At 55.2% G+C, this 21,634-nt stretch carries 16 protein-coding genes; 8 read left to right on the forward strand and 8 right to left on the reverse strand.

Features of this window, described 5'->3' with window-relative positions; genetic code table 11:
- Positions 1–174 precede the first annotated feature (174 nt).
- The gene (locus BLU05_RS04020) at positions 175–1,272 is read right to left on the reverse strand and encodes an NADH:flavin oxidoreductase/NADH oxidase (RefSeq protein ID WP_091877899.1); all 1,098 of its coding nucleotides are present in this window, start codon (positions 1,270–1,272) and stop codon (positions 175–177) included.
- 108 nt (positions 1,273–1,380) lie between these two features.
- Between BLU05_RS04020 and BLU05_RS04025 the strand changes: the two genes are divergently transcribed.
- Complete coding sequence (locus tag BLU05_RS04025; RefSeq protein ID WP_091877900.1) at positions 1,381–1,683, forward strand: ArsR/SmtB family transcription factor; 303 nt, start codon at positions 1,381–1,383, stop codon at positions 1,681–1,683.
- 345 nt (positions 1,684–2,028) lie between these two features.
- Positions 2,029–4,371, forward strand: coding sequence for a putative bifunctional diguanylate cyclase/phosphodiesterase (locus BLU05_RS04030; protein WP_091877901.1), 2,343 nt, complete (start codon positions 2,029–2,031; stop codon positions 4,369–4,371).
- Positions 4,372–4,398: 27 nt separating this feature from the next.
- Here BLU05_RS04030 and BLU05_RS04035 read toward each other — a convergent pair whose 3' ends face one another.
- Positions 4,399–6,216 carry an acyl-CoA thioesterase gene (locus BLU05_RS04035; RefSeq protein ID WP_091877902.1) on the reverse strand — a complete coding sequence of 606 codons (1,818 nt, stop codon included), beginning with the start codon at positions 6,214–6,216 and terminating at the stop codon, positions 4,399–4,401.
- Positions 6,217–6,668: 452 nt separating this feature from the next.
- On the opposite strand from BLU05_RS04035, the gene BLU05_RS26105 reads away from it, so the two are divergent.
- Positions 6,669–6,815: a hypothetical protein gene (locus tag BLU05_RS26105; protein WP_091877903.1), complete on the forward strand. Its 147-nt coding sequence runs from the start codon at positions 6,669–6,671 to the stop codon at positions 6,813–6,815.
- Positions 6,816–6,866: 51 nt separating this feature from the next.
- On the opposite strand, the gene BLU05_RS04045 is transcribed toward BLU05_RS26105, so the two are convergent.
- The 4 genes from BLU05_RS04045 to BLU05_RS04060 all read right to left on the reverse strand — a co-directional run bounded on the left by BLU05_RS04045 (position 6,867) and on the right by BLU05_RS04060 (position 12,095).
- Positions 6,867–7,667, reverse strand: a complete 801-nt coding sequence (locus tag BLU05_RS04045) for an inositol monophosphatase family protein (RefSeq protein ID WP_091877904.1) — start codon at positions 7,665–7,667, stop codon at positions 6,867–6,869.
- A 23-nt stretch (positions 7,668–7,690) separates the two neighbouring features.
- A complete protein-coding gene (locus BLU05_RS04050) occupies positions 7,691–8,752 on the reverse strand; it encodes an ABC transporter ATP-binding protein (RefSeq protein ID WP_091877905.1) in 1,062 nt (353 codons plus the stop codon).
- Positions 8,749–10,977 carry an ABC transporter permease gene (locus BLU05_RS04055; RefSeq protein ID WP_091877906.1) on the reverse strand — a complete coding sequence of 743 codons (2,229 nt, stop codon included), beginning with the start codon at positions 10,975–10,977 and terminating at the stop codon, positions 8,749–8,751. Before BLU05_RS04055 ends, BLU05_RS04050 begins: the two co-directional genes overlap by 4 nt.
- Before the next feature lie 89 nt (positions 10,978–11,066).
- On the reverse strand, positions 11,067–12,095 hold the full coding sequence (locus BLU05_RS04060; protein WP_091877907.1) for an ABC transporter substrate-binding protein: 1,029 nt from the start codon (positions 12,093–12,095) through the stop codon (positions 11,067–11,069).
- 199 nt (positions 12,096–12,294) lie between these two features.
- On the opposite strand from BLU05_RS04060, the gene BLU05_RS04065 reads away from it, so the two are divergent.
- Positions 12,295–13,308 carry a LacI family DNA-binding transcriptional regulator gene (locus BLU05_RS04065; RefSeq protein WP_091878494.1) on the forward strand — a complete coding sequence of 338 codons (1,014 nt, stop codon included), beginning with the start codon at positions 12,295–12,297 and terminating at the stop codon, positions 13,306–13,308.
- Here BLU05_RS04065 and BLU05_RS04070 read toward each other — a convergent pair.
- Complete coding sequence (locus BLU05_RS04070; protein WP_175540511.1) at positions 13,305–14,639, reverse strand: sensor domain-containing diguanylate cyclase; 1,335 nt, start codon at positions 14,637–14,639, stop codon at positions 13,305–13,307. The genes BLU05_RS04065 and BLU05_RS04070 overlap by 4 nt on opposite strands.
- 256 nt (positions 14,640–14,895) lie before the next feature.
- Between BLU05_RS04070 and BLU05_RS04075 the strand changes: the two genes are divergently transcribed.
- The gene (locus BLU05_RS04075) at positions 14,896–15,375 is read left to right on the forward strand and encodes a cupin domain-containing protein (protein ID WP_091877909.1); all 480 of its coding nucleotides are present in this window, start codon (positions 14,896–14,898) and stop codon (positions 15,373–15,375) included.
- Between the two features lie 8 nt (positions 15,376–15,383).
- Here the strand turns inward: BLU05_RS04075 and BLU05_RS04080 are convergent, their stop codons facing one another.
- Positions 15,384–15,890: a peptide deformylase gene (locus BLU05_RS04080; RefSeq protein ID WP_091877910.1), complete on the reverse strand. Its 507-nt coding sequence runs from the start codon at positions 15,888–15,890 to the stop codon at positions 15,384–15,386.
- A gap of 171 nt (positions 15,891–16,061) precedes the next feature.
- On the opposite strand from BLU05_RS04080, the gene BLU05_RS04085 reads away from it, so the two are divergent.
- From BLU05_RS04085 to BLU05_RS04095, 3 genes are all read left to right on the forward strand, one after another.
- Positions 16,062–18,266: a sensor histidine kinase gene (locus BLU05_RS04085; RefSeq protein WP_091877911.1), complete on the forward strand. Its 2,205-nt coding sequence runs from the start codon at positions 16,062–16,064 to the stop codon at positions 18,264–18,266.
- Positions 18,267–18,848: 582 nt separating this feature from the next.
- Positions 18,849–19,301: a (2Fe-2S)-binding protein gene (locus tag BLU05_RS04090; protein WP_091877912.1), complete on the forward strand. Its 453-nt coding sequence runs from the start codon at positions 18,849–18,851 to the stop codon at positions 19,299–19,301.
- A 19-nt stretch (positions 19,302–19,320) separates the two neighbouring features.
- Positions 19,321–21,627, forward strand: a complete 2,307-nt coding sequence (locus tag BLU05_RS04095; protein WP_091877913.1) for a xanthine dehydrogenase family protein molybdopterin-binding subunit — start codon at positions 19,321–19,323, stop codon at positions 21,625–21,627.
- Positions 21,628–21,634 lie beyond the last annotated feature (7 nt).

Here is a 21,634-nt window from a genome sequence, read left to right on the forward strand (position 1 = left end):
GACACTAGGAGAACTTGCAAAAGCGGGACACGCAGACTGTTTCTTATTTAAGCTGGTTCCGGCAATCCTATGCTAAAAACACAGTAGAACAATCCAATCCATGCCGGTGGGCCGCAAGCAAAGCCGGAAATGGAGAATTCCATTCCCGGCTTTACGAAAATCAATAATTTGAGATTACGCGGCCCGATAGCGTTCCAGCCAATGGGCATAGGGAGATGGCAAAACCCATGACGGCTTTTCGACACCAAGTTCCTTGGCGGCACGGAAAGGCCAATGCGGATCAGTCAGCAACGGACGGGCCAGCATGACCAGATCAACCTTGCCTTCCCGTACCAGCGCATCCGCTTCCTGCGGGGTGCTGATGTACCAGGATGTGGAGGCTGGCAGACCGGTTTCGCGGCGAACCCGTTCTGCGACTGGTCCAAGGAATGCCGGACCCCATGGAATGCTGGTCTTGCCAAGCGAGAAGCCCATGCTGACATCGATAAAATCAAGGCCATTGTCTTTCAACAATTTGACAAGCTCAATGGCTTCGCTGAGCGTCTTCTCGTCCTGTCCATCATATTCGATAACGCCGAGGCGGGCTGTGAGTGGCAGGTTTTCAGGCCAGACAGCCCGAACAGCGCGAACGGTTTCGATCAGAAAACGGCTGCGGTTTTCAAAACTGCCACCATATTCGTCTGTGCGCTTGTTGGAGTGCTCAGACAGAAAACTCTGGGCGAGATAACCATGGGCGAAGTGCAGTTCCAGCCATTCAAAACCGACGGCAAGCGCCCGCTTCGCGCTATCAACAAATGCCTGCTGTACCCGCTCGATATCAGCCTTGGTCATTGCGCGCGGAACCTTTGGAAGTCCTCCCCCATAGGCAACCGCCGATGGTGCAATAGTCTCCCAGCCACGTGCGTCATCTTCGGCAATATGGTCATCGCCTTCCCATGGGCGATTGGCACTGGCCTTGCGTCCCGCATGGGCAATCTGAATGCCCGGAACGGCGCCCGCATCCTTAATGGTCTGCACCGCAGGCGCAAACGCCTTTGCCTGTTCGTCATTCCAAAGCCCGGCGCAACCCGGCGTAATACGGCCCTCCGGCGAGACGGCTGTTGCCTCAACAATCACCAGCCCGGAACCACCACGCGCCAGCCCACCGAGGTGAACGTGATGCCAATTGTTGATCACGCCATCATTTGCCGAATACTGGCACATGGGCGACACCGCGATTCGGTTACGCAATGTCACATCCTTCAAAGTGAAGGGGTCGAAGAGAGAGGCCATACTGTTACTCCGGTTTAAAAATCTTTTGGCTCCGCGCCAATCATATTTCTATAGTTCGATATAATTCGAACAATAGCAATACACAAAATTTTGTGCTAGAAAGAGTTTATGAGAGAATATCGTCACCCCCAGATCACCGAAGTGCAACTCGAGTCTGTGCTTTACGCCTTGAGCGACCCCATCCGCCTGTCGATTGTTCGACAGCTTGCGCGAGAGGGTGAAGCAAGCTGCGCAGCGCTTGAAAACGGGCGCCCGAAATCCAGCGTGTCGCATCATTTTCGCGTGCTGCGCGAAGCTGGCATTATCAAGACACGCAATGACGGAACGTCCCGCATCAATGAGTTGCGCGATAATGAACTCGCCGAGGTTTTCCCCGGTTTGCTGCCTGCAATTCTCGCAGTACGCAGCTAGGAGATTTCTGCGCGTCCAAAGGGAGCGAGCAACCAACTGTGAGCTGCTGGCGCCCGTAAGCAGTGGGATACGCAACAAATTCGTCGTGTATTCTGGTTATACCTTGTTTTATTACAAATATTGACCTCGTAAGCCTTACTTTTTACTTATGACAAGTATCCATCTGTCGATTTACAGGTGGGGATTACAAAACATTTTGCCGGGAATGCAATATTGCTGCGGCATAAACCATAGAACCATAAAGACATTGGTAACTATTATAAAAAATGGTAAGCAAATTAACCAATGCCGAACGTAATAAAAATAGCATAGGGAAATATGAACTCGCCTGTCTGAGGTCCGTGGGTGCCACTGTCGAATTTCCATACACCTGACGCTATCCGGTCGATGTTCGGCATGCGGGGAACGATCAACCCTGCTGTCAAACGGCGTGTCTATGCTGAACAGATGGATGTGGCGCTGAGACTGGCGCCGTTTACCGTCGTTGTCGCCATGAGTGTGGTGTTCGTTGTGGCTTTTGTCTTCTGGGATCAGGGACATAAGCTCTATCTGGGAAGCCTCTCAACAATCGTCACCCTGATGACTGCTGCATCGCTCTTTGCATGCTGGCAATGGTACAAGGTGCCGAAGGTCAAGGAACTTAGCTTTGACGGCATCAAATATCTGATCATCACATCCGCCTGCTATGGCTTATGTCTGGCCAGCATCCCGCTCATGTTGTTTCTGGAAGCCGATGCTTACCATAGGTTACTTATCGCCTGCACAGCCGCAGGCCTGATGGCAACCGGCATTGGTGTCGCTGTGGTTCCACTTGCAGCCATTGCCTTTTCGGGGGCGATTATCACAGGTTCGTTCTTCGCCCTCGCCTCAACCGGTGAGGATTTCTTTCTTTTCATTGCGATTCTGCTGGCGATCTACGCACTCTTCATTCTGTTCACCATTGTTCACATGAGCAATCTGATCGTTATGCGCACGCTCGACCAGATCAAGGTTGAGCAGCAGAAGGAAGTTATCAGTCTGCTGCTTTATGACTTCGAAGAGAACGCCAGCGACTGGATCTGGGAAACCGATGCAGATCTGAAACTTCAGCACACCTCGCCCCGGCTTGCACAGATCGCTGAAAAAACCACCAAGCAATTGCAGGGAATGCCGTTTGCCCAACTCTTCAAGGTTGACCAGTCGCACGCCGAAGAAGCGGTAAAAGTCGGCTCCATCTGGCAGGCCATCGAGAACCGCACGACGTTCCGCAATCACATCCTGCCGATCAACATTAAGGGCGAGACCCGTTGGTGGTCACTTACCGGCAAGGCGATTTTTGACAATGCCGGACAGTTCTGCGGTTATCGCGGTGTTGGTTCCGACGTGACAGCCGCCAAACAGTCGGAAGATCAGCTGTCCTATCTCGCCCGTTATGATGTGTTGACTGACCTGCCCAACAGAACCCTGTTCACGGATCAGCTTTCACAGGCGACCAAAGAACTTGAAGAGGGTCTTGCCGGATTTGCTGTGTTCTGTATCGACCTCGATGAGTTCAAGACGGTCAATGACAGCTTTGGCCATGGTATCGGTGATCAACTGCTGAAACAGGTTGCAGAACGGCTGCGCAGCACATCACCAGCCACTTACATAGTGGCGCGTCTATCGGGTGACGAATTTGCCATCCTCGCCCCCGGCGCGGATCATGCGGATGCAACAACTTTGGCTCAGGATCTCGTCCAGACGATTTCTCAGCCATTCTGGATCGATGGTATCCAGATCAACATTCATATCAGCGTCGGTATTGCTCTTGCGCCGACAGACAGCGTCAATGACATCATGCGTTGCGCTGATCTGGCACTTTATCGCACCAAGAACGAAGGCCGGAACAGTTATCGTTTCTATGAAGTGGAAATGGATGCCCGCATTGAGGCAAAGCGCGCACTCGCAATGGATCTGCGCGGGGCTTTGGCCCGCAAGGAATTTATTTTGCATTTCCAGCCGATTGTCTCGGCCATAACGCTCAAGACAGTCGGATTTGAAACGCTACTGCGTTGGAAGCACCCGGTGCATGGCTATATTTCGCCAGCCATTTTTATCCCGATCGCTGAAGAGACCGGCAATATTATTCCGCTTGGCGAATGGATCATTCAGGAAGCCTGCAGAACAGCTGTTCTCTGGCCAGATGATATCAACGTAGCGATCAATATCTCGGCCATCCAGTTTCGCCACTCGGACCTTGCATCCATTGTCCGCGATGCGCTGACAACGAACAAGTTGAAGCCCAATCGCCTTGAACTCGAAATCACCGAATCGGTGTTTCTTGAAGCAAATGTCGCGGCCATATCCCTGCTTCGCCAGTTCCGCGCCATGGGTGTCAGCATCGCCCTTGATGACTTCGGTACGGGCTATTCCAGTTTGAGCTATCTGCGCAAAATGCCATTCGACAAGATCAAAATCGATCAGTCCTTCGTGCGTGATCTTCCACACAACCGGGGCAGCCTTGCCATTATTCGCGCTGTCATGGGACTGGGTGCCAGCATGGGCATGAAGATCACAGCGGAAGGCGTGGAAACGCGCGAACAGCTTGCCTGTCTGCAAAAGGAAGGCTGCGATCAGGTTCAGGGCTTTCTCTTCAGCCCCGCAGAGCCTTTTGAAAAGACCTCCGGCCTCATGTCATTTGACCGCGACCGTTACGAAGTCGCCAGCTGAAACCCACAGGGGATTGCCCTCCAAGGATTAAGCCTGACGTTTTGTCTTGTCCTGCACAACAGGACGATAGCTTGGTGACAGCCGCGAGTCCTTGGGCCAATAGGCCAGAAACCCCTTGATGACCTCGCCCGGAATATCGAGCGGGTTATACTGATCCCGGTCCACGAACATCAAAGACTGTTCCCCATGGCCAAGCAGGCCCTGAGCCGCGCTGTGGATCTCGTGCTGCAATGTTACGAACTTGCGGTTGTGCTTGGCGATCTTGATGCGAACACTGATCTGTTCGAATTCCTTCGATTCCCGGCGGTAGTCATGGGTGAAGGAGCGCGTGAGAATATAGAACCGCGTCGTTGCCAGATCAAAATCCGGCATGCAGACATTGAAAAACAGCTCACGCGCCTTGCCAACCCAGCGCACATAATTGGCGAAATACACATTACCCACGGAATTGGTGTCGTCGTAGGTCGGTGTGAGATGCATGACAAACCACTCGCCATCGAAGCCATGCGATTGCGAGATTTCCTGCGAACCCGCGGCAGTGGTCAGCGGCGCGGCACTCATCATGCGGATTGGCTGATCAACGATTTCTACCGGTATCGCCTTGGATTTCGGACCAATCAATTCGATGATGACAGGCAATGCGCCGATCAAACCGATAAACGGCGACAGGAACAGGAAGCCGGGCACGGGCTGGATGTAACCCAGAACGAAGATCAAGGATGATCCGCAGCCAATAAGAAAGCTCAGCACGGGATCAAATTTCGGCTTCGCACCAAGCGCTTCACACACGAGGTTGGCCGAGGCGCTGACAAACAATGTCGCAAAAGGCATCATGAAATACATGAGTGAAAAATTCGCAGGCACTGCCGCATAGGCGACCCAGGCGGCACCAATCAGCAGCCAGAGCGGTGATGATGCAATGCCATCGGGGATAAGCGCCAGAAGCGGGCTGTTACTGCGCATGTTTTTGCCGCGCAGATACCAATTGGTAGCGCAGTAAAAACTGTCGACTGTCGATGCCAATGCGATGACAGTCCAGATGACAAAGGCGATTTCCAGATAGGTCGAACCGTTTTCTGCGGAAAGCACAGCCGCCGCGGAAACCGATCCCTGTGCACTTGGCAAACCATCAATGGAAATGATGCTGCCAATGGGTCCAACCGCCGAGGCTGTCAGCGCATTGAGCAAAAGAAAGCCGAAGAACAGCAAGGCACCGGCACCATAGGCGAGGCCGACAGACCCGCCCTCGCGTTTGATGTAGACGGCACGCTGCCAGTGCTGGATGTCGAGCCAAGGGCCGAGCAAAAACCCGATCAGCGTTGGCATAACCAGACCATAAAAACGCGCATCGAAACTTTGAAGCGGCACACCGGGATAATCAGACGTTTGTCTCAGACCGACCAGCAGGACAATACCGGCGGCAACACCGACAATCATGTAGACGATATGCAGCAATTTGAGCTGTTGCAGGGATAGGGCATGTCCGATCGCACAGGAGACCAAAAGCAGGAAAGCAACGCCGATCGATGCACCCTCACCCACAATCGGCTGCCAGAGATAGGCAACAAACCCGAAAATCGTAACAACAAGCGCCGCCATCTGGAACAGCAGAAAGACGCCAACATAGCGGCTTTCAATGTCCTTCATGATCTGATCAGGCGTTCGCTTGCTGCGACCGAGAATATAACCGAATAGCCAGAGCCCACCGACATTGGCAATCGCGAACCCGAAGAAGCCCAGCCAGCCATAAGTCAGGGTGACATGGATTGAATAGAAGAAACCCAATCCCCATAACCAGGATAGGCCAATTGTAGGCGCCCACATAAGATTTCGCACGAACGTCATGTCTATCCAGCTTTTCGAGAGTCGGTGATCGTCAACACCAACTTTAATCGACGTTATTCGTCGTGATAAGTCAATGATTTGCTCTTCGCAGTTGCGCAAAGAATCAGCATTTTTTGCTTTCTTTCCTATTGCAGGCGCAAACAGTTTTCATCGGGATTTCCAGCCAGAATAACGTTAAGAATGCTGCCGGAACTGACGTTTGAAGTCCCGATACGGACTGTTGCGCAATGGTTCCTTCAAGATACAGCAAAATCATGGCAGGAATCACCACAGATCCACGATTTATCCTCTGGGTGTGAAAGAGATATGTCAGCGAGCAGAACGCGATTATAGCCGGGATTCAATACTGGCCAGATGGGTAATCAGCTTTTGATAACGCCCTTGCAAGGGTTGTCATGGGGTAGCTCGAATGGTCTAACCCCATGAGAACATTTGCATCTGGAAGGGCCAATATGAACCAGAACATGCTTTACCTGATCATTGGTGGATTGATCGTACTCGTCCTCGGGCTGGGTTTCTACATTTACGACCAGAATACAAAGCCAGCCGGGATCGAGTTAAAGATCGGTGAAAGCGGCGTGTCCGTTCAACAGAAATAGCACAGGAAGAGCAGGCACCGGCTTTCCATATCGCCGATGCCTGTTGACTGATTATAGGCCAGCAATCTTCTTGAGATCATCGACTGCGCCCGGCGCGGCAGCAAGAACAGGTGCGCCCTTGGTCAACCCATCTCCCTTCACCGGAAAAGGATGGTGCCAGCCGCCCGCTTCCTTGACGAGGCAATACCCGGCCATGCAGTCCCAGGCATGCATGTAAGGTTCGTAATAGCCAACCAGACGTCCCGCCGCCACATAGGCCAGCATGAGTGCGCCTGAGCCGTTGCGGATAAAATTGCCGCCCGCTTCCAGCAGCTTTTCCACCAGCGACGCAACGACCGCCGGAGTGACGTGATGATTGGCACCGATGCCCGTCACTGCATTGCGAATGGTTTTTTCAGAATCGATAGTGAGCGCCTTGCCGTTCAATGTCGCACCCATGCCAAGCGCTGAAGCATAAAGTTCATCATTACACGGCACATAAATCACCCCGACAACGATCTCCTCTCCGCGCATGGCCGCAATGGAAATACACCAGGTCGGCATGCCGTTGACGAAAGGACTGGTGCCATCAATCGGGTCAATGACCCATGTGAACTCCGACGTTCCCTCGCTCGCACCATATTCTTCGCCAAGCACTGCATCACCGGGATAGGTAGCGCCGATACGTGCACGGATCAGTTCTTCCACTTCCCGGTCGGCGATTGAAACCACATCCTGCGGATCAGCTTTGGTTTCGATAACCAGCCGCTCGCGCGCATTGAAATGCGCCAGTGCCACGGCTCCGGCTTCGATAGCCATCTTCTTGGCAAGATCAAAACGGCCCTGCAATTCGGCTTGCGCATGCGATGTCATGATAGTCCTTTGAAAATACAGTTTCAGTTGTTGATGATAGCGATGCCACGGTGATGAAAACCGATGCTCACATTGGTTGCGGGGGCAAGATTGCGGTCAACAGCCGGATCAACCACGAACAGTGTTCCGGATGCCGTTTCGACCTCATATTCAACATGATCACCGAGATAGGCGGCATGCCGGATGCTTCCGGCAAAGGCGCCATTCTCCTCCGGCTCCAGCGTAATTGCATTCGGCCTCACTGCAATCTTTGCCGGCCCCGGCTTGGCGTTGCGCCCCGGCACCGTATGTTCCAGCGTGCCAATGCGGATAATAGCCTTGCCGCCATCGCTGCGTAGCACTTCACAAGGCACCACATTGGCCTCGCCGATAAAGTCGGCGATAAAAGATGAAGCCGGTGCCTCATACAATTCGCGCGGCGTCCCCTGCTGGGCAATCACGCCGTCCTGCATGACGATGATCCGGTCGGACACGGCAAGCGCTTCTTCCTGATCATGGGTGACATAAACTGCCGTGAAACCAAGCCGCTGCTGCAACTCACGGATTTCCGTGCGCACGCGGCGGCGCAGACGCGCATCAAGATTGGACAGGGGTTCATCCAGCAGCAGCACTTGCGGCTCCAGAACCAGCGCGCGGGCAACGGCAACGCGCTGCTGTTGACCACCGGAAAGCTCGGCAGGCAGGCGCTGGCCATACCCCGCAAGGCCAACCTGTTTAAGACCCTCTTCTGCCTTTTCGCGCGCATCGGACTTTTTCATACGGGATGATTCAAGACCGTAAGCAACATTCTCAAGCACCGACATATGCGGAAACAACGCATAGGACTGGAACACCATCGACACATCGCGCTCATTGGCCGGAAGCATGGTTACATCCTTGCCGCCGATCAGGATACGGCCCGAAGACGGGTGCTCAAGCCCGGCCAGCATGCGCAGGGTCGTGGTCTTACCGCAGCCGGAAGGTCCAAGCAGTGTGACAAGCGTGCCGGGCTCGATATCCAGCGACAGATCATGAATCGCCGTGAAATTTCCAAACTGCTTTTTGACATTGGAGAAAACGACGGAGCCGGTGCGATGCGTGGTCATGAGGCGGCCTTTTCTTTTGGGGTGGCAGACGGAACAAAGGCAGTTGCGACACGGTTTTCGCGCCGCAGCTTTCGTTCGCCCACCAGAAGCTGGAAACAGGTGATGATGACGATCATCACGACAATCAACATCGATGAATAGGCCACCGCCACGCCGTACTCGCCATTTTCGACCAGTCCGACAATGTAGGATGTCGCCATATTATACTCGGCGCTCACAAGGAATATGACAGCGCTGATCGAGGTGATGGCCCGCACAAAGGAATAGACCAGTGCGGCAACGATTGCCGGACGCAGCAGGGGCAGAATGACCTTGCGGATGGTACGGAAACTGGTTGCCCGCAATGTCAGCGATGCCTCATCAAGGCTCTTGTCGAGCTGGCTCATGGCCGCCACGCCGCCACGCACGCCGACAGGCATGTTACGGAAGACGAAACAGGCGATGAGGATCAGCGCCGTACCGGTCATCTCAAGCGGCGGCAGGTTGAACGCCATGATATAGCTGATGCCGATAACCGTACCGGGAATGGCAAAGCTCATCATCAGGGCAAACTCAAACACATTACGACCGACAAAGCGCTGGCGGACGATGAGGTAGGCCGTCAGCAAACCAACAGCGGCAGTCAGCGGTGCCGAGATCAACGCGATCTTGATGGTCGTCCAGAACGAATTCCAGGCAACGCCGGTCCAGGCAATCGCACCATTCTCGAAGCTGAAAGAGAATGCCCGCTGGTAGTGTTCCAGCGTCAGCGTGTTGTCGAGACCCCATGTGCGCACGAAGCCGCCAAACAGGATCATGCCGTAGATGACAAGCGTGAAAATGATCCATGGAATGACAATCGCATGGACACCAATGGACAAAGATCGCGGCAAGGCAATATGCGCGCCGGAATCCCCCTTGCCCGTCACCGTAGCAAAGCTCTTGCCCGCCAGCCAAACGCGCTGGGCCAGAAACGCCGACAGCGTGAAGAAGAGAAGAATGATAGCAAGAACCGCCGCCCGCGACGGGTCATTCTGCGAGCCGACCACTGCAAAGAAGATTTCCGTCGACAGCACGCCGTGACTGCCGCCAAGCACCAGCGGATTACCGAAATCCGCCATGCTTTCGATAAAGCCGATGAGAAATGCATTGGCGAGGCCGGGCTTCATCAGGGGCAGCGAAACCCGCCAGAATGTGCGCCAGCGGTCGGCACGCAGGGTCTGCGACGCCTCTTCCATGGATGGGCTGACACCTTCCACAACGCCAATCAGCACAAGGAAGGATATCGGCGTGAACGACAGGACCTGCGCGATCCATATGCCGGTCAGGCCATAGAGCCAGCGGCCCGGCTCGATGCCGAAAAAATTGGACAATTGCTGGGTCACAACACCCGCCCGGCCAAACAGCAGGATGAGCGCAAGGCCAATAACAAAAGGCGGCGTGATGATCGGCAGGATCGTCAGCAGACGCAGGCCTTTTTTGAAGGGAAAGCGCGTGCGCGTTGCCACCAGTGCAAAACAGAGGCCGAGAAGCGTGGAGCCGGAGGCGGAAAGAATGGCAAGAAACAGCGTGCGCCATGCAATGCCGCAGCGATTGCCGCCCACAACGCAATCAAGGCTCCAGATTGACGGGTCCTGAATATTACGGATGAAACCGGATGGATCGAACGAGCCATCAACACTCTGAACCGAGCCAATGAGCATGCTGCCGACGGGGTAGAACACGAAAATCGCGACCAGAAAGATCAGCAGTGCAATCGACGCGACGACAAAGGCGTCACCACGCAGGACACTCCGCTCGGCCAGCCCAAAGGAGAACATCAGGACAAACGATAGCGCGACCAGACCGGCACCGGCACCCATGGAGGGTTGCCCGTCCGCAAGTGCTCCGAAGAGATGTTCGCTGATCGCCCAGGTCCAACCGGTAAAACCAACGGCCAGCCCCTGCAGCACCAGAAACACAATGCCGACAGCCCCCGCTCCGACAAGCAGATTGGCCCGCAAAGGCGAAACCTTGAATGCGCGCGCGAAAAGGCCCAACGCGAACAGAACGGCGATAATAATAAGCGTCCAGCGCCCATGATAAGCCATCTGCACGAGGCCGGGTGCCTCTGCCGGGCCGGACGGAAAATTGCCAAGCCAGCCGAAGCCATAAAAACCGCTTTCGATCCTGTACCACGGTACAAGCGCAAACCCGGCAAGACCGATACCGAGAGCAATGTTCAATCTCCGGTCGCTACGTTCCATTGTGCTACCCAATACTGTCTTCAAAGATGGAAATGGCAGTTGCGTGCCCGAACGCATGAAATCGGGCACGCAAAACTCAGGAAATCAGATCAATTGGCGCTTGCGCCGATTTCCTTATCCCAGCGCTCAAGCAATGCCTTGCGCTTTTCCGGATCGCCATAGGTTTTGAAGTCGTAGTCGATGAGCTTGATGTCTTCGAACTTCGGTGCCTCCGGCGGAACAACAGCTGATTTGTTCGAAGGCAGCTGGAAGGATTTTGCTTCCTTCATGTGCGACTGCACTTCGGCTGACAGTGCCCAGTCATACCATTTCTTCGCCGCATCAAGATTACGCGCACCCTTGATGATCGACATGGAGCCGATTTCGTAGCCCGTACCCTCGCACGGCGCTACAGTCTTCACCGGAAAGCCCTCGACAGTCTGGGCAACCGCGTCATGCATGAAAACAATGCCAAGCGCCGTCTCACCGCGTGCCGCCGCTTTCACCGGCGCAGAGCCGGACTTTGTATATTGGGACACATTGGTGTTGAGCTTCTTCAGGTAATCATAGGCCTTGTCTTCGCCCATGATCTGCACAAGCGAGGCAAGCGCCGTATAGGCTGTGCCCGACGAATTGGGATTAGCCATCTGAATCTCGCCCTTATAGGACGGATCGAGCAGATCAGCCCAGCACTTGGCTTCCTTCAGGTTCTTTTTCTTGACGATATCGGTGTTATAGCCCCAGCCGAGCGCTCCGGCATAAACACCAACAGTCTTGTAGCCGGAACTTTCCGCCTGCTTCTTCGCCCAATCCTGCAACTGGTCGAGCAATGGTGACTTATATTCCTGCGTAAGGCCTTCGGAAGCGGCCTGCAAATGCGGATCACCTGTGCCAGCCCACCAGATATCAGTCTTTGGATTGCGCGCCTCGGCGCGGATTTTTGCATAGGTCTCACCCGATGACAGGCGCACCATATTGACCTGAATACCCGTATCCTTCTCGAACATGCCCTTCATCAACTCGCAGATGACGACATCAGCCGAGCAGATCAAATTGAGATTGTCCGCAGCGTGCGCTTTCATCGGCATCATCTGGATACCAACAGCAAAAGCGGCAGCAATGGCAAAGACTGAACGCATGAATTTCTCCTCCCTGAAAAAGCGGCACCTCCATGCCGTCGCTTGTTTTGCAAGCGTGTGCAAAGCTTTCACACCCGAATACATCATGTCAAGTCGGCTCAGTACTTTTGCCTCAGAAAATATGAACACATACATATTGCGAAGGAGCGCAAACGCGTGCAACCTATGGTGAAACAGAAGATTGCCGGGTGGAACCTTTTTGAACAAATCATTCATCAGCGCTGAAGACGTTGCAAAACGGGCTGGCGTTTCGCGCTCGGCGGTTTCCCGCACATTCACGCCGGGAGCCAGCGTCTCCGAGGAAACGCGCCGACGCGTCATTGAAGCTGCAGATGCGCTTGGCTATCACGTCAATCAGCTTGCCCGCGGACTGATGCGCAGTGAAAGCGGCATCGTCTGCCTGGTCGCTTCGGAAATGGACACGCCCTATCGTGCCCGACTGGTGCGGGAGTTGTCCCATGCCCTGCAAAGGGCCGGCAAGGTTTGCATGATCATCAACACTGACCGTTCCGATGGCAGCGTCGATGCGGCCCTGCGGCAAACTCTCAATTATCGCGCCGACGCCTCGATCCTGTTGTCGGGGCTGCCTGATAAGGCAATCACCAAACTCTGTCTCGACAGCGGGCAGCGTATCGTTCTCATCAATCGGGACGACGACGTCGAAGGCCCGCTTTACATCAACCTTGATGACAGGCGCGCGGCGCGCGCGGTTGTCAGCGCATTCCTGCGGGCGGGTTGCCGGCGCCTCGCCTTTGCAAACTCTGCTGTCGGCACGCCGAGCCTGATGGCGCGCGAGCGCGGCTTTGTTGCCGCAGCGGCAGAGTTCGGGCTTGAGGTGACGGTGATACGGCACGGAAATACGGTTTATGAGAGCGGACAACAGATCGCCCGCATGCTGTTTACCGAACCTGCCCGCCCTGATGCTGTTTTCTGCGTCAACGATCTGATGGCGTTCGGGTTGATGGACAGCGCGCGTCACGAGTTTTCGCTGCGTATCCCCGAGGACCTTTGTGTCACGGGCTTCGATGACATCCCGCAGGCAAGCTGGTCATCCTACGCGTTGACCACTTTTACCCAGCCTGTCGACGACATCGTGAAAAGCAGTGTGGAATGGCTGACCAGTACCGAAAACCCGACCGGGGCAGACAATCCCTCAATCAATCTGCACGCCCCGATGATCTGGCGTAAAACAATTCGCGGCAAACCAGCTTAATCAGTGGAAAAGCTTCCCCAGACGCTGAACCGGCCGCGCCCTGCCCGCTTGGCTTCATAAAGCGCCCGGTCCGCAAGATTGAGCAATTCGTCTGGCCCGCCCAAGGTCGCAGGGCTCATCAGATCAAGGACACTGACACCAATACTGACCGAGGTCTTGCCAGCCGGCGTTCCCTCATGGTCCAGTTGAAGACCTGCAACGGAATCAATGATCGTTTTTGCCACGTCTATGGCATCGGCCATCATTGCGGCGGGTAACAGCGCGGCAAATTCTTCGCCGCCGAAACGGGCGACAACGCCTGTACCTTCCTTGACGACCTTATTCAGGACACGCCCCACCTGCACGAGGCATCGATCCCCGGCCATATGTCCGTAAACATCATTATAGGCTTTGAAATGATCGATATCGATCATGAGCAGGGCCAAAGACTGGCCACGATCAATGGCCTTGTCATATTCCCGTTTGAGCAGGCGATTGAACTTACGCCGGTTCGGCAGGTCAGTGAGATGATCGCTTTCCGACAGTTTCTTCAGCTTCCGGTTGGCTTCGAGCAGTTTTTGCTCCAGTTCCAGCCGCATCCGAACGGTCGATGAGAGCTGCTCCTCAATCAGCTTCTGGCTGCTGATATCAACACTCGTTGCCAGAAGCCGCAGCGGCGATCCATCGGGCCCATATTCAACAATCTTGCCGCGGCTCATAATCCAGGCCTGTCCGCCGCTACCGCGTGGCACGCGATATATGGCTTCGAAATATGGCTTGCGGCCACTCACCACGTCTTCAAAAGCCTGAATGGCGCCCTGCTTGTCGTCAGGATGAACAATGTCCCATGCGATGTTTTCCGTCTCCGGACTTGCCGGATCAAGCCCGAGCAGAGCGCGGTATTGCGGGGATCGCCAGACGCGGTTCGTCGCAATATTCATGTCCCATATCCATTGCCCGGCACTTTCCAGGGCATAGGCGGTGCGCTGTTCGACTTGCGCCAGCTGTTCGGACATCCGCTTCATATTGGTGATGTTGGTATAGGCGACGGATATTCCGGCCACTTCGCCAAGATCATTGGTAACAGGAGCGGCCGAAACCATGAAGGTTTCACCCGAGCGTTGAAGCTCGTGATCGGGAACAGGCTTTTCTTCCAATGCCGTAACGAGGCTGACCCGGAGCAACGCCGCATGATCAGGCACAATATCCTCGACCAGACGGCCAATGGCATTGTCGCTGCTGATGCCAAGCATACGTGAAAGCTGGTCGTTAACGGTAACAAAGACGCCATCGCGATTGAGATAGCAGAGCCCAACCGGAACCTTGTCATAAACAGCTTCGATCTGGAGCAAGCGATCACCCCCCCGCTCATTTTGGGTGTCGAATGGTGATTGTCGGGACTTGCTCGATGGCATCACGCAGTCTTGGCTCCTCTGCGGGCAACCCGCAGCACCTCTACTTTGGCGACCGGAAAGGCAGAGCGTCAAGTCAAATACTGCAACCTAAGGTTAATTATCGGTCACACAGCCCGAACCATTTTTTGACAGGTGACTGGCGTCTTTTCCAGCCACCCGTTACGCTGTGCCCAACAGACAAGCAGGAGGCATCATGTCGGAAGATCATCACCATCACGATGAACCTGTCGATTGGCGCGAGCATGGCGTGAAAGTCATTCCGGGTAATTCCCTTGATCCCAACACGGCACAGACACCCGGTATGAACCGGGCAGCCGCTATCAACCATGCCCGCGCCGGTGCCGAGAAAATTTGGGCGGGGACCGTTGTCATTCACCCCAATGCCAAAACTGGCGCCCACCACCATGGTGATCTTGAAAGCATTATCTATGTGGTCAAAGGCAAGGCACGTATGCGCTGGGGGGAGAAGCTGGAATATGTTGCAGAAGCAGGTCCGGGCGATTTCATTTTTGTCCCGCCCTACGTTCCGCATCAGGAGATCAATGCCAGTGAGGATGAGCCGCTGGAATGTGTGCTTGTTCGCTCGGGTCAGGAGCCGGTGGTTGTCAACCTCGATATTGAACCCGTCGAAAAGCCGGAAGGCGTTCTTTGGAAAGATCCCATTCACCGATGAGACACAGACTAGGCTATTTGGACGCGTTGCTGTTTCTCAAACCGTTTGACCAGCCGGTCCCGCTTGAGCTTTGACAATCGATACAGCCAGAAGATTCCGTCAAGCTGGTCGATCTCGTGCTGCAGACACACGGCCAGCAATCCGTCGGCTTCTTGGGTTTGCGCGGCACCTGTCAGGTCCTGATAGCTTATACGGGCGGACGATGGCCGTTCAACTTCATCGTTGATGCCGGGCATCGACACACTGCCCTCCATGTTCTTCACCAGAGCATTCGATGCCCACTCAACCGTTGGATTGATATAATATCGCACACCCTGCCCGTCATCGAGTTCAACAACCACGACGCGTTTCAAAACGCCAATATGCGGCGCCGTAATGCCGATTCCAGGTGCATCGCGCATGGTGTCGAGCAGATCGGCAGCCAAGGTCCGCAGGCTGTCATCGAACTCCGTGACAGGTTCTGCCTTCGCCCGCAGATGCGGGTTTGGAAATTTTACAATTGTGCGGACTGTCATATCGATACTCCGGTCAAAACCGCGTGGCAGATCAGCAACGCCTGCCCACCCTGTTGCCCCAAACCTCTGCCAGAATGCAAGCTTGCTTTACAAGCGGCATCACGCCCGATAATCCACAACGAATGACTGTGGTCTCCATTATCTGATGGAAAGACCCAACGAGGCTGATGAATGTCCTCCAGCGAAACCGAGATCAAACAACAGGTTCTGCCAAGGGGCGCGCTAGCTTTGACGCTTCTGGCTCTGGCAGCGACGATTGCCTCATTCATCGTGATGATGGGCATCACCACTATATCGCCGACAAAAGAGATCACCCAGCTTATTATCGCGGCCAATACGGTCTCGATCCTGCTGCTCATCTATCTGTCCTATGCGACCGTACGAAAGCTCTTCCTTTTCAAGAACAAGGAAAAGCACAATGATCTGCACACCAATATCGCCTTCATCTTCGCTCTGATCGCGTCGATACCGTGCATCATTGTGGCCTGTTTTTCGTTGATTATTCTGGATAACCGGCTGAATTCATGGATCAATGTCGACAACAACAAGATTATCGACATGTCGATCAAGGCAGCGCAGTCCTATACGGAAGACAATGCCCAGAATCTGGTGACCACAACCCTTTCCATGGCCATTGAGCTTGACCAGCGGCGCATGCTTTTCAGCCTGGATCGCGGCGCTTTTGCTGACTGGCTGACCTATGATGCGGGCCGTAACAATCTTCTGGGTGCGTCACTGGTCAAATCAACGGGCGAAATCGTTGTCAGTGCGAACCTCATCAATGACCACCAGCTGCCGCCGGTTCCGCTGACGGCATTGCGCGGCGCTGCTGGCGACCGGCCTGCCCTGATCCCGCCGGGTGAGACCAATCTGGTCGGGGCCGTCGTCAAGACACAGGCACTGCCGGACCTTTATCTCTATACGTTGCGTACCATCGATCCGTCGGCCCTGAAAAATATGCGGGTTATGACCGATAATAACAGCGAGTATCAGTCGCTGGCCAGCAACCGCAAGAACACGCAGATTGCCTATGCGCTGCTCTACGTTGAATTAACATTATTGCTGCTTCTGACAGCTGTCTGGACGGGTATCGCCGTCGCCAATCGCGTGGTTCAGCCCATTCGTCTGCTTATCGGGGCAGCCGAAGAAGTTGCGACAGGAGATTTTGACGTCTCCGTTCCTGTCCGGGGGTCTGATGGCGACATTGGCTCGCTATCCCTGACTTTCAACAAGATGGTCAGACAGTTGAAAACCCAGCACACCGATCTGATCTCGGCAAAAGAGCAGATCGATGAGCGCAGGCGATTTACCGAGGCTGTTCTTTCCGGCGTCACCGCTGGCGTGATCAGCGTCAACACACAAGGCGACATTGCTGTTATCAACCGGCCCGCTGAAACCATGCTGCTGGAGGATGGCGTTTCGACGATTGGCGGCAATTTGACTGAACTCCTGCCGGAGTTTGGCGAAGTCTTCACCACGGCACGCGATAGCGGGCGTTCGTCAAGCCGCAAGCAGATTGCCATCACCCGCAACGGTGTCGCCCGTTCATTCAATGTCCAGATCACGCGCGAAGACGCGGACACCCAGAACACATCCTATGTGGTCACGGTCGATGACATCACCGATCTCGTCGCAGCGCACCGCTCATCCGCCTGGGCTGATGTTGCGCGGCGTATCGCCCACGAAATCAAAAATCCGCTGACACCTATCCAGCTTTCTGCCGAGCGGCTGCGTCGCCGTTACGGCAAAGTCATCACCGAAGACCGCGAAGTCTTTGACCAGTGCACCGAGACCATTATCCGGCAGGTCGGCGACATTGGCCGCATGGTGGACGAGTTTTCCGAATTCGCCCGCATGCCAAAGCCGCAGCTGGCCGCAACGGATATTCGCGATGTGCTGCGCGACGCATCTTTCCTTGTTGAAATCAGCAACAGCCAGATCAAGTTCGAACATGAATTTGCCGGCGAGCCGCTTATCGGCAATTTCGACAGCCGCCTTCTGGGACAGGCATTCGGCAACATCATCAAGAATGCATCGGAGTCCATTGATGCCGTGCTGCAGTCCGGTGCCATCAGCGAAGGACACATACTGGTGCGGGCGGCGGGCTCCGGTCCTTCCATCATTGTCGAAGTGGTCGATAACGGAAAGGGTTTACCGGCCGAAAACCGGCATCAATTGCTGGAGCCTTATGTAACCACCCGCGAAAAGGGTACCGGACTTGGCCTCGCCATCGTCAAGAAGATTGTCGAAGACCATGGTGGGCGGCTCGAAATGCATGATGCCCCGGCGGGTTTTTATGAAGGCCGTGGTGCGCTGGTGCGTATGATCTTTCCAAGACTGGTTGACCCGGATGCTGGTAACGAAAAATTAACGTAATCTCACGGTTCCGATATCAAATGTGATGATTCCGGGGCGGACAACAAATTGAGCCCCATCCCGGTAAGTGCTATACTCCGTCTCGCTGTAATCCGGATGGCTGAATACCAATTCCGCACGCTCCGGCAGCAGGACATGAATCACTCTTTTCAAAAACGATCGTTGGCCAACAGAGTCAGCGGCGGGTGTTCGTGGTCTTTGAGAACGCGCCGGTTTAGCCGGTTACGCTCAACAGGAGGCAAGTGATGCGACACGTTAAAGAAAACGGCGATCTATGCAATTGGATAACATGCTCTGCCATTTTGTTCGGAGCAATGATGGTTACGGCTGTTATCTTCGCAGTCTGACCGTTCTTGTAAACATCTGATATTTCAGGCGGTAACGCTGGCAAGCGCTCCGGCAGGGGTTTCGTTTGCCAGCAAATTCCATCGTACAATTGCCTGGGATTGCGTCCCGCCGCCAATGCCGATCACCTTCCTGTTACAACCTCTGGTAAGGGTGGCTTTTCTGTGTCATCAATCGCACATGCTGCGTTGACTTTGACATCTGTCCCACAGACACGGATAACCGAGGAGCGGCCTGATGATAGCCCTGAATATAAATGGCGAAGATCGCAACGTTGATGTGCCGGAGGATATGCCTCTGCTCTGGGTGTTGCGTGATGTGATCGGTTTGACCGGGACCAAATTTGGTTGCGGCATTGCCCAGTGCGGCGCTTGTACGGTGCAGCTGGACGGACGTCCGGTACGCTCCTGCGTCCTGCCTGCCGCCTCCGTTGGCTCGCGCAAGATAACAACCATCGAAGCGGTTAGCGCCACGCCATCAGGCAAGAAGATTCAGGACGCCTGGCTCAATCTGGAAGTCGTGCAATGCGGCTACTGTCAGTCCGGACAGATCATGTCCGCCTCCGCTCTGCTTGATCGAAACCCTGACCCCACGGACCGCGATATTGATGCGGCCATGTCCGGCAATATCTGTCGATGCGGCACCTATCCCCGGATTCGAGCGGCCATAAAACAGGCCGCGAAGGCCTGAGGAAATGGAGATAGCCAGCATGAGCAAGCCATCCTCCTCCCCCTCCCCGAAAACAGGAACTTCCCGCCGTGCCTTCCTGCAAGGCGGCGGCCTGATTCTGGGCTTTGCATTATTTGGCGTCGGCACGACGCCTGTTCTCGCCGCCAGCACCGCATTGCCGGTGGACGGCGACGTCACCGCAGCCTTTTCGCCCGATGCCTATATTCGCATTGGCACTGATGGGCAGATCACGCTCATCCTTCCCAATATCGAAATGGGTCAAGGTACGCATACTGGTGAAGCCACACTGATTGCCGAGGAACTTGAAGTCGGCCTTGATCAGGTGAAAGCCGTCGATGCACCGCCGAATGACAAGCTCTATGCGACCGCGGCCCTTGGCGGACAGGCCACAGGTGGTTCGACCTCCATGCGCGCCACCTGGGAACCGCTGCGCAAAGCGGGTGCAACGGCACGGATGATGCTGGTTGCAGCCGCCGCGGCTGAATGGTCGGTGCCTGTGACGGAATGTGTTGCGAAGCTCGGTATTGTTACGCACCAACCGACTGGCCGCCAGCTCGCCTATGGCGCTCTTGCCGACGCAGCCGCAAAGCAGCCTGTACCAACCGAGGTCAAGCTGAAGGACCAGAAAGATTTCCAGCTAATCGGGAAGTCGAGCCGCAGACTTGATACTCCGGGTAAGGTCAATGGTGCAGTCAAATACGGCATTGATATCCGCGTGCCCGATATGAAGGTCGCAACCGTTGCCGCATGCCCCGTCTTTGGCGGCAAGCTGCAGGATGTGGACGACAAGGCAGCGCGTGCCATTGCGGGCGTGCGCGATATCGTCAAGCTCGACAATGCCGTTGCCGTCATTGGCGACCATTTCTGGGCGGCGAAGAAGGGCCTTGAAGCACTCAATATCACCTGGAATGAAGGCGCGAATGCCAAACTTGACAGCAGCAACATCATGGCGGCCCTTAAAGCCGCATCCGAGCGCAAGAAACCCATCATGGCGCGGCAGGAGGGCGATGTTGAAGCCAAGATGAAGGCTGCGGCCAAGAAGGTTGAAGCCACCTATGAGCTTCCATTCCTTGCGCATGCGCCGATGGAACCCATCAATTGCGTCGTGCATGTCCGCTCCGATGAATGCGAGATCTGGGTTGGCACGCAGGTGCCTGCGATTGCGCAGGGTGTTGCCGCACAGGTGACAGGCTATCCACTCGAAAAGGTCATCCTGCATAATCAGCTGATCGGCGGTGGCTTTGGCCGTCGCCTTGTGGCGGAATCCGTCGCTCAGGCCGTCGCCATCGCCAAACAGGTCAGCTACCCCGTCAAGGTGATCTGGACTCGCGAAGAGGACATTCAGCACGATCTTTACCGCCCCGCCTATTATGACCGCATATCCGCCGGGCTTGGTGAAGACGGTTTGCCAACTGTGTGGGTTGACCATGTTGCCGGTGGTTCGGTGCTCGGAAATTACATCCCGAGCGGCTGGCCGGAGGATAAGCTTGACGACGATGCGGTTGAAGGTGCTGCAAAGCCTCCCTATGACCTTCCCGTCATTCACGTCGACTGGGTGCGTGAGGACCCGCCGGTTCCGATCACATGGTGGCGCGGTGTTGGTCCTACCCACAATGTGTTTGTGGTCGAGAGTTTCATGGATGAACTCGCCCATGCGGCGGGCAAGGACCCCGTGGAATATCGCCGGGCACTGACCAAGAACCAGCCACGCGTGGCAGGCGTGCTTGAACTTGTTGCTGAAAAATCCGGATGGGGCACACCGCTCGCCGCTGGCATGGGGCGGGGTATCTCGCTGCATGACGCCTTCGGCAGCTTCATGGCTGCGGTATTGGAAATTTCCGTTTCACCCGCTGGCGAAATCACCCTGCACCGTGCAGTGGTTGCCGTCGATTGCGGCGTGACGATCAACCCCAATACGGTTGAAGCGCAGATTGAGGGCGGGCTGATCTTTGGGCTTTCCGCAGCGCTTTATAGCGGCATCACCTTCAGTGAAGGACGCGTGGACCAGAGCAACTTCCACGACTACCGCATCCTGCGCAACAATGAAGCGCCAAAAATCGAGATCCACCACGTCAAGAGCACCGAATCCCCCGGCGGTATCGGCGAGACCGCAACGGTTTCCGCCGCGCCAGCACTCGGCAATGCCATCTTCTCAGCAACCGGCAAGCGTCTGCGCACGCTTCCCTTCAACCGGGACGAGCTGAAAACCGGCGGAACCGAGAAAAAGAGTGTCTCGATGATACCGCCGCTGACAGCACCCCTGTTAGCTGCTCTGGCAACCACAAAGGCCGAGGAGCCTTCTGAAACTGCATCCGAAGAATTGTGAGGTCTGA

It is taken from the genome of Phyllobacterium sp. OV277, assembly GCF_900104355.1.
Lineage (GTDB): Bacteria > Pseudomonadota > Alphaproteobacteria > Rhizobiales > Rhizobiaceae > Phyllobacterium.

Coding starts and splice junctions, on each gene's coding strand:
- BLU05_RS04020 (WP_091877899.1), bottom strand. CDS start 1,272: ATGGCCTCTCTCTTCGACCCCTTCACTTTGAAGGATGTGACATTGCGT.
- BLU05_RS04025 (WP_091877900.1), top strand. CDS start 1,381: ATGAGAGAATATCGTCACCCCCAGATCACCGAAGTGCAACTCGAGTCT.
- BLU05_RS04035 (WP_091877902.1), bottom strand. CDS start 6,216: ATGACGTTCGTGCGAAATCTTATGTGGGCGCCTACAATTGGCCTATCC.
- BLU05_RS26105 (WP_091877903.1), top strand. CDS start 6,669: ATGAACCAGAACATGCTTTACCTGATCATTGGTGGATTGATCGTACTC.
- BLU05_RS04045 (WP_091877904.1), bottom strand. CDS start 7,667: ATGACATCGCATGCGCAAGCCGAATTGCAGGGCCGTTTTGATCTTGCC.
- BLU05_RS04050 (WP_091877905.1), bottom strand. CDS start 8,752: ATGACCACGCATCGCACCGGCTCCGTCGTTTTCTCCAATGTCAAAAAG.
- BLU05_RS04055 (WP_091877906.1), bottom strand. CDS start 10,977: ATGGAACGTAGCGACCGGAGATTGAACATTGCTCTCGGTATCGGTCTT.
- BLU05_RS04060 (WP_091877907.1), bottom strand. CDS start 12,095: ATGCGTTCAGTCTTTGCCATTGCTGCCGCTTTTGCTGTTGGTATCCAG.
- BLU05_RS04075 (WP_091877909.1), top strand. CDS start 14,896: ATGTCGGAAGATCATCACCATCACGATGAACCTGTCGATTGGCGCGAG.
- BLU05_RS04080 (WP_091877910.1), bottom strand. CDS start 15,890: ATGACAGTCCGCACAATTGTAAAATTTCCAAACCCGCATCTGCGGGCG.
- BLU05_RS04085 (WP_091877911.1), top strand. CDS start 16,062: ATGTCCTCCAGCGAAACCGAGATCAAACAACAGGTTCTGCCAAGGGGC.
- BLU05_RS04090 (WP_091877912.1), top strand. CDS start 18,849: ATGATAGCCCTGAATATAAATGGCGAAGATCGCAACGTTGATGTGCCG.
- BLU05_RS04095 (WP_091877913.1), top strand. CDS start 19,321: ATGAGCAAGCCATCCTCCTCCCCCTCCCCGAAAACAGGAACTTCCCGC.